The 14964-nt window shown below is 52.0% G+C and carries 8 protein-coding genes and 4 pseudogenes; 7 read left to right on the forward strand and 5 right to left on the reverse strand.

The genetic code is table 11. The features are described from left to right. Nucleotides 1-61 precede the first annotated feature (61 nt). The 4 genes and pseudogenes from ubiB to ubiE form a co-directional block, all read right to left on the reverse strand. Nucleotides 62-1617 (reverse strand): annotated as a pseudogene (ubiB, locus tag L1889_RS01400) (ubiquinone biosynthesis regulatory protein kinase UbiB). Further along, nucleotides 1617-2252: a ubiquinone biosynthesis accessory factor UbiJ gene (locus tag L1889_RS01405; RefSeq protein WP_238663549.1), complete on the reverse strand. Its 636-nt coding sequence runs from the start codon at nt 2250-2252 to the stop codon at nt 1617-1619. The pseudogene ubiB and the gene L1889_RS01405 overlap by 1 nt, the downstream one beginning before the upstream one ends. 167 nt (nt 2253-2419) lie before the next feature. Then, nucleotides 2420-3406, reverse strand: a complete 987-nt coding sequence (locus L1889_RS01410; protein WP_238663550.1) for a Tim44 domain-containing protein — start codon at nt 3404-3406, stop codon at nt 2420-2422. A 223-nt stretch (nt 3407-3629) separates the two neighbouring features. Further along, nucleotides 3630-4364 (reverse strand): annotated as a pseudogene (ubiE, locus tag L1889_RS01415) (bifunctional demethylmenaquinone methyltransferase/2-methoxy-6-polyprenyl-1,4-benzoquinol methylase UbiE); the annotation flags it as partial. A gap of 208 nt (nt 4365-4572) precedes the next feature. Here ubiE and phoB point away from each other — a divergent pair. The 4 genes from phoB (at nt 4573) to L1889_RS01435 (ending at nt 7126) form a co-directional block, all read left to right on the forward strand. After that, the gene (phoB, locus tag L1889_RS01420) at nt 4573-5289 is read left to right on the forward strand and encodes a phosphate regulon transcriptional regulator PhoB (RefSeq protein ID WP_238663551.1); all 717 of its coding nucleotides are present in this window, start codon (nt 4573-4575) and stop codon (nt 5287-5289) included. Next, nucleotides 5286-5549: a hypothetical protein gene (locus tag L1889_RS01425; RefSeq protein ID WP_238663552.1), complete on the forward strand. Its 264-nt coding sequence runs from the start codon at nt 5286-5288 to the stop codon at nt 5547-5549. The genes phoB and L1889_RS01425 overlap by 4 nt, the downstream gene beginning before the upstream one ends. 20 nt (nt 5550-5569) lie before the next feature. After that, the gene (gene phoR, locus L1889_RS01430) at nt 5570-6592 is read left to right on the forward strand and encodes a phosphate regulon sensor histidine kinase PhoR (RefSeq protein WP_238663553.1); all 1023 of its coding nucleotides are present in this window, start codon (nt 5570-5572) and stop codon (nt 6590-6592) included. Nucleotides 6593-6694: 102 nt separating this feature from the next. Beyond that, nucleotides 6695-7126, forward strand: coding sequence for a VOC family protein (locus L1889_RS01435; RefSeq protein ID WP_238663554.1), 432 nt, complete (start codon nt 6695-6697; stop codon nt 7124-7126). Nucleotides 7127-7227: 101 nt separating this feature from the next. On the opposite strand, the pseudogene ilvA reads toward L1889_RS01435, so the two are convergent. After that, nucleotides 7228-8735: pseudogene (ilvA, locus tag L1889_RS01440) on the reverse strand (threonine ammonia-lyase, biosynthetic). A 164-nt stretch (nt 8736-8899) separates the two neighbouring features. On the opposite strand from ilvA, the gene L1889_RS01445 reads away from it, so the two are divergent. From L1889_RS01445 to pncB, 3 genes and pseudogenes are all read left to right on the forward strand, one after another. Then, nucleotides 8900-9451 (forward strand): YqaA family protein, encoded by a 552-nt coding sequence (locus L1889_RS01445; protein ID WP_238663555.1) that lies wholly within the window; start codon nt 8900-8902, stop codon nt 9449-9451. Between the two features lie 168 nt (nt 9452-9619). Next, nucleotides 9620-13557, forward strand: a pseudogene (locus L1889_RS01450) (DUF3683 domain-containing protein). Nucleotides 13558-13696: 139 nt separating this feature from the next. Further along, nucleotides 13697-14899, forward strand: a complete 1203-nt coding sequence (pncB, locus tag L1889_RS01455) for a nicotinate phosphoribosyltransferase (RefSeq protein WP_238663556.1) — start codon at nt 13697-13699, stop codon at nt 14897-14899. The last annotated feature ends 65 nt before the right edge of the window (nt 14900-14964 follow it).

The following is a 14964-nucleotide window of genomic DNA, read 5'->3' on the forward strand; positions in this document are numbered from 1 at the left end:
TCTTTAGTTATCAAAATTATGTCAGTCGTGGTTTGACCGACTATTAATACACATTGCTGTATCAAAACCGCACAATCGCCCATATTGCTACGGCAATTGCGACAGCCAACACGGCACAAACCGCTAACAGCAAGCGATTATTTTGTTCATGAGCTTTGCGTAACTGTTTAAGCTCGACGGCCAGCTGACCGGTATTATCAGGCCTGCTTAGGCTATCAAAAACCAAACGTGGCAATTGGGGCAGAATCTGCGCCCATTGCCCGGCCTCTAGCCGCATACGCTGGGCGAATCCTGTGGGACCCACCCGCTGATACATCCATTTTTCGAGATACGGTTTAGCGGTATCCCACAAATCCAGCTCCGGATCCAGGTCTCGCCCCATACCTTCGACGTTCAATAAGGTTTTTTGCAGCAAAACCAATTGGGGTTGAATCTCGACATTAAAGCGCCTGGACGTCTGAAACAGGCGCAACAGCACCTGTCCCAAGGAAATCTGCGAAAGCGGACGATCAAAATACGGTTCGCATACAGCACGAACCGCGCCTTCAAGCTCTTCTTCCCGGGTAGTAGCTGGTACCCAGCCTGATTCGATATGAAGTTGTGCCACACGACGATAATCGCGCTGAAAAAACGCGAGAAAGTTTTGTGCCAGGTAATTTTTATCGAATTCAGACAGTGAGCCCACTATACCGAAATCCAGGGCGATGTAGCGGCCAAAGGTTTCGGGATCATCTGAGACACGAATATTGCCCGGGTGCATATCCGCATGAAAAAACCATCGGAAAAAACCTGGGTAAAGAATATCTCTACCCCCTTGCGAGCTATATCTTTAAGGTCAATACCAGCATCAGTAAGCCGCTGAATTTGATTAATCGGAATTCCACGCATGCGCTCCATAGTGAACACATTGTTTGCGCAGTAGTCCCAATAGACCTCTGGTACCATCAACAGTTCGCCACGGCCGGAATTCTGGGAAAAGTTACGGCGTAGCTGGCTGCAATTGGACGCCTCACGAATTAAATCAAGCTCGTCATGAAGATATTTTTCGAACTCGCCCACGACTTCACGAGGACGCAGGCGCCGTCCGTCTGATATCAGTTTTTCTACCAGGTTGGCCATGACCCGCATCAACGCTAAATCTTTATCAATGATCTCGCGCATGCCGGGTCGCAATACTTTCACCGCAGCTTCTCGCCCGTCATGAAGTACTGCAAAATGTACCTGCGCAATTGAAGCAGAAGCGATGGGGTCGGTCTCAAAGTGCTTGAACAGCACATGCGGCGAGGTACCCAAGGCCGCCTCTACCATTTGCGCAGAAAGAGTAGAGTCGAATGGCGGCACCTGATCTTGCAGCAGGGCTAGCTGTTCGGCAATATCGATGGGGATTAGGTCGCGACGAGTGGACAAAACCTGACCAAACTTCACAAAAACCGGCCCGAGAGACTCAAGAGCCAAGCGCAATCGCTCGCCACGAGTCATTTTGGGCGCACGCCCCAGGCGAACGATATAAAGCAGGCGATAGGCATAAGGATGCCGGATTCCGGACAGCACCAGTTCGTCGAGCCTGAACTTGAACGCCACATATAAAATATGGAAAAAGCGACACAAACTTAACATTAGTGCCCCTTCCTGGCTGCGGGAAGCTGCTGTTCAAGCCGGCCTACCGAGTTCTCAACGCGAGCCAGAGCCTCGGTCAAAGCTGCCAGCTTGTCTTCCCATAGCCAATATCGACTGCGACTGACGAGAAAATCACTTTCCTCACCCAGATACTCGCTGATATTACCGGAAACATGAGAAACCGAACGCCGGCTAGCGTTAACCAGACTTTTTACACCACCCACAATGCGGACGGCAGCAATGTCGCCTACGACTCTAGCCAAACCACCTTCGACGTCAACCTGGACAGACTGGGCAACTTCAGAAACCAGATTAGCCAGGCCAGCATCCCCTTGCACATGCAGGAGACGGGCAATAGCAGCCGAGTCGCCTTCGCGCAAGGCCTGGGGAAGTAAAGAAAGTTTATCGGTAGGAAGGGTGAGGATCACATCAGGCACCACTGCCGATGCAGTTGGAACGAGCTCACCGATGACGGATATCGACGCTTGGGCAGAAACAGGGCCAGCCACAATGCGTATAGTACGACCGGGAAACTCGGCCAAACGCTTGCGCACCCATTCATCGCGAGCCAGGAGGGTATTGGCAATGCGCATACCTACCGTGGCTGGATGCAGAAAAGCTGGGACGACAGACATTAATGTAGCGTTAGACACATTTAACCCGCGAGTTCTTTGGATAAAGACCTAGTTTAACCCGCCGGCTTCATTCAGGGAGCGCTCAGCCTGGATATAATACAGACTGAACGCCGTACCCTACTTGTTGGATACGGCGTTCGGCTTGGGAACTAAAACAAATAACAGTGTTATTCGTCGCTGACCGGCATCTGCTGAATGCCAGCCACTAACCAGCCCGCGTTATCTTGCTTGTAAAGATTCCAGACTTCCTCGAAGCGGAACGCTTCGGCATCCTTGCCTTCGCGCAACATGCCCGAGTAGCGGACACTGGCCAAATAACCTTCAGCTACTTTTTCAATACCCAGAAGCTCTGCATTTAACAGCACCACTTCAGTGACGTTTTCGCCTTCGCGCTCAAGAATTTGCGGTGTAGCTTCTTTCAGGAGGTCGTCGGTCAGATACTCTCGCAGTGCGGCTGGGTCGCCCTTATCCCACAGAGCCTGAATTTCGGTAAAGCTTGTTTTTGCATTTGCCAAAAAGCTGGGTGTGTCGAAGTCAGCAGGAATGAACCAGCTTTGGTCTACCGGATCAGCAGCAGGTGCAGCCATTACCGCGGCAGGTGCTGCAGCGCCAGATTGGCTGGCAGATGCAGGCCACTCGGGCTGACTGCTGGAGGCCGGATTGACCTGACGCAAGTGGTTGTTACCCGAGCCCGTGTTACCAGCTGCTTGCGTGGCAGGACGAGCCGAGCCTGCGCGGAAACGACGTACCAGGAACATGACAGCAAAGATGACCGCGCCAATAAGAATGGCACTGGACAGGAACTCAAGCAAGGCTCCGCCTAAGCCCATACTGGACAGCAGTGCAGCAATACCCAGACCGGCTGCAATACCAGCCAGCGGCCCCAAGAAACGCGACATGCCTGTTTTAGGAGCGGCTGCACCAGCACGACTCGCTGCCGCACCGGCTGCCGGAGCAGCCGCACGGGGTGTAGCCGCTGCTGCTGGAGGCGTAACGGCCTGGCGCTGCTGCATTACGTTAGAAGACTGTCGACCAAAGCTTTTACCGCCACCAAAACGGCGAGCCTCTGCATCGAAGGAAACCACCAGCATACCGGCTGCAGACACAGCGATCAGGGCGGCGGCCATAAATCGGGAAAAACGTTGTGAGATCATGAGTTGACTCCTGCTGCGCAAAACGGATGTTACGCAAATATCGTGCTCTACAGTGTCAAAAACAGAGACACTTAAGAAAAGCTTACGGAAAGCTGAACATTAGCACAATCTGGCTATTTATTACTACTTTTTCTTGTTGGCGTGGTTCTGGCTACGCACAAAAAAGGGCTGTTTCACTGGAAACAACCCTTTTGCAGCAGAATGGCCAGGGATTACATCAGGTTTACTCTAGCCGTATCCCCTCGTGCAAGGCCGCAATCCCGGCGGACAAATTAAAATACTTAACACGCTCAAAGCCTACCGTGCGCATAATCTCGGCCAGATTTTCCTGATCGGGATGCATGCGGATAGATTCAGCCAAATAACGGTAGCTTTCTTCATCGTTTGCCACCACCTTGCCGATTTTAGGCAGCACATTAAACGAATACCAATCGTAGGCTGCCTCTAGAGGCTTGGTGATACGTGAGAACTCAAGCACCAGCAATTTACCACCAGGCTTTAGAACGCGGCGCATTTCGGCCAAAGCCTGATCTTTATGAGTCATGTTGCGCAACCCGAAGGCTACAGTCACACGATCAAAATATTCGGAAGGAAAAGGCAGATGCTCGGCATCACAGACCGACACCGGCGTGAGAACTCCACGATCAAGCAGACGGTCACGCCCGACGCCAAGCATGGAGCTGTTAATGTCAGTCAGCCATACTTCGCCCGAAACGCCGGCTTTACGTGCAAAGGCTTTGGCCAGATCGCCCGTACCGCCCGCAATATCCAGCACTTTCATGCCTGGCCGCACATCAGCACGCCCGATAGTAAAGGACTTCCAGATGCGGTGTAAGCCAGCCGACATCAAGTCATTCATGATGTCGTACTTTGCTGCCACCGAGTGGAAAACATCAGCGACGCGAGCGGCTTTTTCGGCTTCGCGCACGGTCTGGAAACCAAAATGCGTGGTAGTTTCCGGCGAAGGGGTAGAGGAATCGGTATGCTTTTTTCCATGATGGTCTAATCGTACCGCAAATTACCGTTATTTCGATACGCCCCATCAAGAAATAGATAAGCTAGCTACTTCAAAGTTTTCACAAACCTGAAACATTAAAGCCATATGATGATCCGTATTATCCCTAAATCATCGCTTTTTCCCAGCGGTTTTAACGATTTACATACGCATGACCACAACCATACTAGTCATTGAAGACGAGCCTGCAATCCAAGAGCTTATTGCAGTCAATCTGGCGTTTGCAGGGCATAAAGTATTACGTGCCTCTGATGCCGAGCAGGCCCAGATCCTAATCCGGGCCGAACTTCCGGATTTGATCCTGCTCGACTGGATGCTTCCGGGTGCCTCCGGCATTGCCCTGGCACGCAAGTTGCGCTCAGACGAGCGCACAAGCCTGGTGCCTGTTATTATGCTTACCGCAAAAGGGGCGGAAGTCGATAAGGTTGAAGGGCTCGAGGCAGGTGCCGACGACTACATCACCAAACCCTTTTCGCCCAAAGAGCTATTGGCCCGCATCAAGGCGGTACTAAGGCGTCGTGCGCCCCAACTTACCGACGACGTAATACAAATTGGCACTCTGCAGCTTGATCCCGCTACACATCGAGTCACAGGCGCCGACATTTCGCTAACGGTAGGTCCCACCGAATTTCGGTTATTGCACTTTTTCATGACTCATACAGAACGCGTCTTTACCCGAACACAGTTGCTTGACCAAGTCTGGGGCGATCATGTTTTTGTCGAAGAGCGCACCGTTGATGTACACATCAGGCGTTTACGCAAAGCCCTGGAGCCCAGCGGCCACGATGCCCATATAGAAACCATACGGGGTGCGGGCTATCGTTTTGCTGCCGTACTACCCGAGCGATCAAGATCCGAAAAATCATGAATAAAACACTAAGCTCAGTTGTTGCTTGGGCCCTTTTGGGCTTAGTAATCGGAGGGTGGCTAGGCTACAGCTTTGGCTGGGCAACCTTTGCATTAGGGCTGCTGCTTATGGTCATCGTTAGCGGCGCACAGCTACAAAAAATTCGTCGCTGGGTTCATAACCTCGACTTGCCTCCCCCGCTTCAGTTGGTCCGTGGGACGAAATTCTTGCTCCCGTATATCGCCAGCTCAAGGCCAATCGTGAAGAGATCACCGACTTAAGCCGAAACGTTGATGCCATTATGATGGCTGCCGAAGCGTTACCCGACGGCGCAATTACCTTAAGCGAAGGCATGGAGCTCCAATGGTGCAATCAAACTGCCTCTGAGCATATTGGCCTGAACCTGGCCACCGATCGCCACCACAGTATTTTTAATATTCTCCGGGCCCCTGAGTTCGCTCATTACGCTCAGCAGCGCGAGTGGGAAGGTCCCCTTTTGCTTCATCTTGAAAAAGAGGGCATAGACAAATCACTGTCCGTGCAGCTCACCCGCTATGGATTCGGCCAGTTCTTATTGGTCACGCGCGATGTCACGCAAGTTGAAAAGCTTGAAACCACTCGCAAAGACTTCGTAGCTAACGTGTCTCACGAGCTACGTACACCGCTGACCGTTCTTTTGGGTTTTCTGGAAACGTTACGCGAGCTGCCCGTTGAAAGCATCAGCGACGAGCAACGTGACCGATACGAGCAAATGATGCTTGAGCAGGCTCAGCACATGCAAGCCATTGTGGCTGATCTGCTCACTCTCTCTACGCTCGAGTCATCGCTGCCTACCGAAGGCCGTCCCGTCCGCATGAGCCAAATCATTAACCAGGCACTTGAACAGGCCAAGGTGCTATCTGATGGCGAGCATATTTTCATCGAAAACATAGACTCCAGTCTTTGTATTGTCGGCTCTGAAAACGAACTGACGTCGGCGATTTCCAACCTGCTGACCAACGCCATTCGCTACACCCCTAAAGATGGCACAATCACCGTCAGCTGGTTTCCAACTGAAGACGGCGGAGCCATCTATTCGGTTGAAGATACCGGTATAGGTATTGCACCCCAGGACATTCCTCGCCTGACCGAACGCTTCTATCGGGCAGATAAAGGGCGATCACGCGCCACAGGCGGCACGGGCCTGGGCTTAGCCATCACCAGGCATGTAGCAGTGCGCCATAACGCAGAACTCAGCATCCAAAGCCGTTTTGGATCGGGTAGCCTGTTCATGCTGCGCTTCGCTCCACTGCGTGTACGTCAAATCGAAGAACCCAACCTTTAAGCCCCTCGGTCAACAGTGCGTCGTCGCTGGCACACTTAATACTCAAGAATTGAAATCTGCGCTAATCTTAAGCTTTATGCTGAAAATCATTCGGAGTTCACCGTGAGCAACCAAGCCTCGTTACGCCCTTTCCATTTGGCTTTCCCTGTACATGACTTAGCTGCCGCACGTCATTTCTATGGTGGTGTGCTCGGATGTCCTGAAGGACGCTCCTCTGAGCATTGGATAGATTTCGATTTCTATGGTCACCAGATTGTTGCTCATCTGGCGCCCGACGAGTGCACGCCCCCACAAACCAGCCAGGTCGAAGCACATCAGGTGCCGGTACGGCATTTTGGGGTGGTGCTGGATATGGACAATTGGCGAATTCTTGCTGAAAAGCTGGGTAATGCCAACACCCAGTTTATTATCGAGCCGCACATACGCTTTGAGGGTCAGCCAGGCGAACAGGCCACGCTGTTTTTTCTAGACCCCTCGGGTAACGCACTTGAGTTCAAGGCCTTTCGCGATTTAAGCTCTCTTTTTGCCGTTTAAAACCCAAGCCCCTAAAGCCGTGGCGCCTATCTGTGTATAAACGCCGCAGCTTTAGGCATCACTGTATCAACCGCAGTTATCGCATGTCTTCGGCAAAACAATTATAAAAACAACTTATATGCCGGGTTCCCGCTCTCGTCCCAGTATGGGTAACCCAGGTTCTCAAGAAACGTACTGAATACCTTTTTATCGGTAGGCGGCACCTGCAAGCCCACCAGAATACGACCGTAATCGTCGCCCTGGTTGCGATAGTGAAACAGGCTGATATTCCACTCAGGGTTCATGGCACTAAGAAAACGGCGTAAGGCACCAGGGCGCTCTGGAAACTCAAAGCGATACAACTGCTCGTGTTCGGCCAAAGGTGAACGGCCACCCACCATATAACGCAAGTGCGTTTTAGCCATTTCGTTATTCGTCAGGTTAAGGGTAGGAAAACCTTTACGAACAAAATGCGTTTCAAGCTTTTCGATTTCGCTCTCGGACTGCACCTGCAAGCCCAGAAAAACATGCGCCTGATCGGCATCCGAAATGCGGTAATTAAATTCGGTTACCGAACGATTGCCCAACGCCTCAATGAGACGCAAAAAGCTGCCTCGCTGCTCGGGCAAACTGATAGCCAGGACTGCCTCTCGGGCCAGGCCTACCTCAGCACGCTCGGCCACAAAACGCAGGCGATCGAAATTCATGTTTGCGCCAGAGGTAATGGCTATCAGAGTCTTGTTTTTGAGCTTATGTTGCTGTGCATATCGTTTCGCACCGGCCATCGCCAAAGCCCCGGCAGGTTCCAGCACGCTACGCGTATCCTGAAACACGTCTTTGATCGCAGCACAAATTGCATCAGTATCGACCAGCACATAATCGTCTACGTACTGACGCGTAAGCTTGAATGTTTCACTGCCGACTTGCTTAACTGCAGTGCCGTCCGAGAACAGCCCCACATCGTTCAGGTTTAATCTTCGATTCGCTTTGACACTGCGTACCATAGCCGCAGAGTCTTCGGTTTGCACGCCTATAACCTTGATCTCGGGCCGCAGCTGCTTGATGTAGGCCGCTACCCCGGCGATCAGGCCGCCCCCGCCTATGGGAACAAAAATAGCATGTATGGGACCAGGATGCTGGTGAAGAATTTCCATTCCGATAGTGCCTTGACCGGCAATAACATCGGGATCATCGAAAGGATGAACAAATGTGAGCTTTTCTTCTTTTTCCAGTTCTACTGCATGCGCATAAGCATCGGAGAAGCTTTCCCCAAACAAGACCACTTCGCCGCCATTGCGACGTACCCCTTCAATTTTCACCTGAGGCGTGGTTTCGGGCATTACAATCACCGCTCGTGTGCCTAAGCGCTTGGCAGAATAAGCCACGCCCTGAGCGTGATTGCCTGCCGAGGCGGCAATCACTCCGCGCTTTAATTCGGCCTGGCTTAAATTCGCCATGCGATTATAGGCGCCACGCAATTTAAAACTAAATACCTCCAACTGATCTTCGCGCTTAAGCAAAATTCGATTATTTAATCGAGCTGAAATCAGGGGGCAAACTCAAGCGCTGTTTCACGCACCACATCATAGACTTTAGAAGTCAGAATGCGTTTAAGATAGTCGTTGGACATAAAGATGACAATAACGGCCCAAGAAGGCCGCGGTAAGGGTAAACAAATAAAGAAAAAAGAATACCACAGTCTCCTCCCCTCAACCTGTCCTCTAACTCAAGGACACTGCATGAGCCCCGGCCAGGGTTATAAAACTATTTTAGGGTGGCTTAGCCACATTTTTTATGGAAGCATGGCTACACACCTCAATTGCCTGGTTATTACAAGCGCTTGCACTGCCTGAAGTCGGTCTCACAGCAATATTTGTAGTAAGTTTCGTATCAGCAACCTTATTGCCACTCGGCTCTGAGCCTGCGGTCTTTGCCTATGTGACCGTTTCTCCGCATATGTTGTGGCCAGCCATTGTTATTGCCACGACAGGAAACACCTTGGGCGGAGTTGTGAGCTTTCTGATGGGCTCGGGTGCACAGCGCGCTTATCAAAAATGGCGGGATGCACACCCCGATGGCCTTGAGAGTCTTCATCGCCACCCTAAAAAATCCACAGGACGCTGGCATAAGACGGTGCAGATGTGGCTACATAAAATGGGGCCTTCAGCACTGCTTTTTTCATGGCTTCCCATAATAGGGGACCCACTGTGCGGCGTCGCTGGCTGGTTACGGCTTCCGTTGGGGCCCTGCGCTGTCTACATGGCTATCGGCAAGTTCCTGCGCTATGCCCTGATGACCATCCTTTTACTCTGGTTTTTCCCCTACGTGGGCTGGGGGCTATCCTGATGCTTTACTTAAGCTCATCAGGCAACCCGGCAATTAACTGTTTTACTTGATTTATTTGCAAACAACCCACGCATTGCATGTGTAAGCAAACGTCTTGTCACCGAATGAATTAAACTATTGTGTTGTTTAACGCTTAATTTCTCTCTTCAGTGGCTTTAGTCTGACCTTATGAATGCCCCAGTCGCCAGCCAGTATCTCGCCGCCCGCTCACCCGCGGTGTTCACTTCACGTCTGCGTGAGATTCCTTATAACTACACTTCCTATTCCGATCGGGAAATAGTATTGCGTCTCTTAGGCGAAGAAGCGTGGAACAAGCTTTCCGAGCTTCGCTCCGAGCGTCGCACCGGACGCTCCGCACGTATGCTTTTCGAAGTACTGGGCGATATCTGGGTGGTCCGACGAAACCCCTACCTGCTTGATGATTTGCTCGATAACCCAAAGCGCCAGCGCCAGCTAATCGAGGCATTGCGCCATCGCCTCAGCGAAATTGATAATCGCCGCGATGTCGATGTTCCCGAACGCGATCAAAAAGTCATTCGCCTATTACAGGCTGGTGAAGCTGCTGTCTCAGACTTTGAAAACGAGTTCAACACCACGCGCGAATTGCGCCAGCGTGTAGTAAAGCGCCTGCAGCGCATAACCGCAAAAGACAATATTAAGTTCGACGGCTTGTCACGAGTTTCCCACGTAACAGACGCCACCGACTGGCGTGTCGAATACCCCTTCGTTGTACTCACTCCCGATAACGAGGGCGAGATGGCCGCCTTGGTACGAGCCTGTATCGAGCTCAAGCTCACGATAATCCCTAGAGGGGTGGTACAGGCTACACAGGTGGTGCTATTCCTCTCAGCTCTCGTTCGGTTGTTATTAATACCGAAAAGCTCGATGGCCTGGGTTCGGTTGAGGTGATCCATCTGCCCGGTGTTGAAGAGCCTGTACACACCATTCTTAGCGGCGCAGGGGTTGTAACCCGTCGGGTGGCAGACGCCGCCGAAGCTGCTGGCCGAGTATTCGCCGTTGACCCTACCTCGGCCGACGCCTCCTGTATTGGCGGAAATGTGGCCATGAACGCAGGTGGCAAAAAAGCGGTGCTCTGGGGCACTGCGCTTGATAATCTCGCCTGGTGGCGTATGGTCGACCCGGATGGAAACTGGCTTGAAGTAACGCGGGTCAATCATAATTTAGGCAAGATTCACGAGGTCGATCTGGCTGTTTTCGACCTCCACTGGTACGACGGTGAGCTACAGCCCGGCGCGCGTTTGCTGCGTAGCGAAACCCTTAGCATCGAAGGGAAGAAATTCCGCAAGGAAGGTCTGGGTAAAGATGTCACAGATAAGTTTCTTTCAGGGCTGCCTGGTGTACAAAAAGAAGGCTGCGACGGACTGATTACCGCGGCTCGCTGGATCTTGCATCGTCTGCCAGACCATACCCGCACCGTATGCCTTGAGTTTTTTGGCAGCGCTCGCAATGCCGTACCCTCTATCGTTGAAGTCAAGAATTACCTGGACACCGAAGGCCGCGCCAACGGGGCACTGCTGGCTGGCCTTGAACACCTGGATGAGCGTTATTTGCGTGCAGTGGGCTACGCCACAAAAAGCAAACGTAGTGGCCTGCCTAAAATGGTGCTCATTGGCGATATTATGGGCGACGACGCCGATGCAGTCGCCATAGCAGCCAGCGAGGTTGTACGCATTGCCAACACGCGTCACGGTGAGGGCTTCGTAGCCGTCAGCGCCGAAGCCCGTAAGCGCTTCTGGCTGGATCGCGCTCGCACCGCTGCTATTGCCCGTCACACCAACGCCTTTAAAATTAACGAAGACGTCGTTATTCCGCTAGACCGCATGGGCGAATACACCGACGAGATCGAACGTATCAACATCGAGCTTTCCACCCGCAATAAACTGCGCCTGCTCGACGAGCTTGAGCACTTTCTGCACGGCGACTTACCCGTCGGTAAGTCAGCGGATCACACTGACGCAGAGCACACTCGCGAAGAAGTGCTCGAAGAGCGCCGTCATGACGCCATTGCTACGATATCAACCGTACGCAATCGCTGGAGCTGGCTGCTGAACAACCTGGACGCCAAGGTGGCCGACAGCCTGGATGCATTGAACCAGCTAGGTTTAGGTGAACATACCGAAGCCTTGCGCGAACGGGTTGCTTCGTTGCCCGAAACCAAGATCATTGAATTACTGCAAGACCATACCTTGCGCACCTCGTGGAAGACCGAAGTGCGTGCCAGGCTTGAAGAGCACTTTCCAGGGGCCGACTGCGCCGCCGTGCTAGCCGAACTGCAGGCCGTTCACGACCGCGTCCTTAAAAGCCGCGTATTCGTGGCCTTGCATATGCATGCTGGCGACGGCAACGTACACACCAACCTGCCGGTCAACTCTGACGACTACGGAATGCTGCAAGAGGCCAACGAAACCGTAAGCCGAATCATGCAGATTGCGCGTGGGCTTAACGGAGTAATTTCAGGCGAGCACGGTATTGGTCTCACCAAGTATCAGTATCTGACACAGGAAGAGCTGCAGCCGTTTCAAGACTACAAGCGCCGCATTGATCCTGGCGATCATTTTAATGCAGGAAAACTGATGCCGGGCGCTGACTTAAGTGCAGCCTGGACCCCCAGCTTCAATCTGCTGGGCCATGAGTCCCTAATTATGCAGCGTAGCGAAATTGGTTCTATTTCGCATGCCATTAAAGACTGTTTGCGCTGTGGTAAATGTAAGCCGGTTTGTGCCACGCATGTGCCTCGTGCAAATTTACTTTATTCACCCCGTAATAAAATTTTGGCTACCTCGCTACTGATCGAAGCTTTTCTGTATGAAGAGCAAACCCGGCGTGGCGTGAGCCTGAAGCATTGGGAAGAGTTTGAAGATGTAGCAGACCACTGTACGCTCTGCCATAAGTGCTTTAACCCCTGTCCCGTCGACATTGATTTTGGCGACGTGTCTATGGAAATGCGTGCTTTGCTAAGCCGTATGGGGAAAAAATCCAGGAACCCGGGTGCCGCCACGGCCATGTTCTTCCTGAATGCCAAAGACCCCCGGGTTATAAACACCACCCGCAAGGTACTGGATGTGGGATATAAAGCCCAACGTCTCGCTCACGAAGTGCTGGCAGCTCCGGCCCGAAAACAAACAGCGGCACCACCTGCGACGGTGGGCAAAGCCCCTATACGTGAACAGGTCATACACTTCATCAACAAGAAAATGCCTGGCGGCTTACCCAAGCAGCCGGTGCGTAAACTGCTGGACATTGAAGACGCCGATTACGTACCAATTATTCGCAACCCCAAAAACACCGCTCCCGACAGTGAAGCCGTGTTTTATTTCCCTGGATGTGGTTCAGAACGCTTGTTCTCTCAGGTGGGCCTGGCTACACAGGCCATGCTTTGGCACGCTGGCGTACAAACGGTTTTGCCCCCGGGCTACCTCTGTTGCGGCTATCCGCAACGTGGCAGCGGGCAGAAAGAAAAAGCGGACCAGATGATCACCGATAACCGCGTGCTGTTTCATCGCATGGCTACAACGCTTAATTACCTCGATATTAAAACGGTAGTTGTCAGCTGTGGCACCTGCTATGACCAGCTTGCCATGTACGAATTTGAGAAAATCTTCCCGGGTTGTCGCCTGATTGATATTCACGAGTTCCTGCTTGAAAAAGACATCAAGCTTGATGGTGTAGAGGGCGTCAGGTACATGTATCACGATCCTTGCCATACCCCCATGAAGCTGCAGGATCCTATGAAAACAGTAAAAGCCTTGGTGGGTGATGAATCGGTAAAAAGTGATCGCTGCTGTGGCGAATCGGGTACGCTGGCTGTATCACGTCCAGATATCTCAACGCAAATCCGTTTTCGTAAACAAGAAGAACTGCTTAAAAACCAGGAAACCATTTCTGCTGACGGTTTCCAGGGCGAAGTGAAAATGCTCACTTCCTGTCCCTCCTGTTTGCAGGGCCTGTCACGCTACGAAGGCGACACTGGCGTTAAAGCCGATTACATTGTTGTCGAGATGGCAAAACACATCCTGGGAGAAAACTGGATGGCTGACTACGTAAAAACAGCTAACGCTGGCGGTATTGAACGCGTATTAGTCTAAGCACGTTTGTATGTACTCCCCGGCCCGGGCCTCTCTGCGGGTCATGCCGGGGAGTTGCTCTTCCTTCCCGGATATTACGATAGCTAAAACCGGGTAGACTGTACGCAGACGAATCAGCGTAACCACTACAGCGACAACAATGAGCCAGCCTTTTATTCCCGTCATTACTTCCCTGCTCGAAACGGATCTTTATAAATTCACCATGTGGCAGGCCATGCTGCATCGCCATCCGGCGGCGCAAGCACGGTACGAGTTTTTATGCCGTAATGATGCTGAATATCCATTGGCGGAGCTGGCTCCCGAGGTCGAACGGCAACTGGATCACTTATGCAGTCTCAGCTTTAGCCAAGACGAACTCGACTACCTGGCCAGCCTGCGCTATATCAAGTCAGATTTCATTGATTATTTATCTCTTTTTCGATACCAGCGACGTTTCATCAAGGTGCAAACCGAAGGTTCAGCGCTGCGAATTATTACAGAGGGTCCACAGGTCCATGTAATGGGCTTTGAAATTTTCGTATTGGCCATCGTCAACGAACTGTATTTCAGACACTACGATGCTACAACGCTTGTCGAGGAAGGCCGCAGACGCTTGAAGCATAAAATCGACCACCTCAAGCAATTTGGTGCTACGCCTCAAGAAGACTTCAGTTTCGATATTTCCGACTTCGGTTTAAGGCGGCGCTACTCAGCTGCATGGCATGACGAGGTCATTGAAACGCTGGCCAGGCAAGTGCCCGAGTTTTTCAAAGGAACCTCGAACGTACATTTGGCACGCAAGCACAACCTGGTGCCTATAGGCACGATGGCCCACGAATACTTTCAGTCATTCCAGGCTTTCGGGTCAGTGCGATTACGCGACTTTCAGAAAGCTGCGCTCGAAGACTGGGTTCAAGAGTATAGGGGCGATCTGGGTATTGCCTTGACCGACACCATTGGCATGAAAGCCTTTTTACGTGATTTCGACCTGTATTTTGCCAAGCTCTTTGATGGCCTTCGCCACGACTCTGGCGACCCCTTTGAATGGGGAGAACTCGCCATTGACCACTATAAAAAGCTGCGTATCGACCCCACTACAAAACGGCTGGTGTTTTCTGACGGCCTTACTGTAGATAGCGCAATAGAGCTCTATCGGTATTTTGGCAGCCGTATCCAAGTTGGCTTTGGGATAGGTACCAGCCTGACCAACGACATGGGCGTGCAGGCGCTCAACATCGTAATGAAACTCGTGAGCTGCAATGGCGCTTCAACCGCCAAACTGTCTGACTCGCCCGGTAAAACCATGTGCGACGACGAAACCTTCATTGCCTATTTGCGACAAGTATTCGATCACTACCAATAAGATTCTATGATGCGCACAGGCCGTAGCGCTGCTAGCGCTCCTTGCAGTTTCCTGATGACTCACAG

The organism is Paenalcaligenes niemegkensis, assembly GCF_022230885.1.
Classification (GTDB): Bacteria; Pseudomonadota; Gammaproteobacteria; order Burkholderiales; family Burkholderiaceae_B; genus Paenalcaligenes; species Paenalcaligenes niemegkensis.

What these genes read in the sequence shown, in the direction of transcription:
- L1889_RS01405 (WP_238663549.1), bottom strand. Translation starts at nt 2,252, where the DNA reads ATGTCTGTCGTCCCAGCTTTTCTGCATCCAGCCACGGTAGGTATGCGC.
- L1889_RS01410 (WP_238663550.1), bottom strand. Translation starts at nt 3,406, where the DNA reads ATGATCTCACAACGTTTTTCCCGATTTATGGCCGCCGCCCTGATCGCT.
- phoB (WP_238663551.1), top strand. Translation starts at nt 4,573, where the DNA reads ATGACCACAACCATACTAGTCATTGAAGACGAGCCTGCAATCCAAGAG.
- L1889_RS01425 (WP_238663552.1), top strand. Translation starts at nt 5,286, where the DNA reads ATGAATAAAACACTAAGCTCAGTTGTTGCTTGGGCCCTTTTGGGCTTA.
- phoR (WP_238663553.1), top strand. Translation starts at nt 5,570, where the DNA reads ATGATGGCTGCCGAAGCGTTACCCGACGGCGCAATTACCTTAAGCGAA.
- L1889_RS01445 (WP_238663555.1), top strand. Translation starts at nt 8,900, where the DNA reads ATGGAAGCATGGCTACACACCTCAATTGCCTGGTTATTACAAGCGCTT.
- pncB (WP_238663556.1), top strand. Translation starts at nt 13,697, where the DNA reads ATGAGCCAGCCTTTTATTCCCGTCATTACTTCCCTGCTCGAAACGGAT.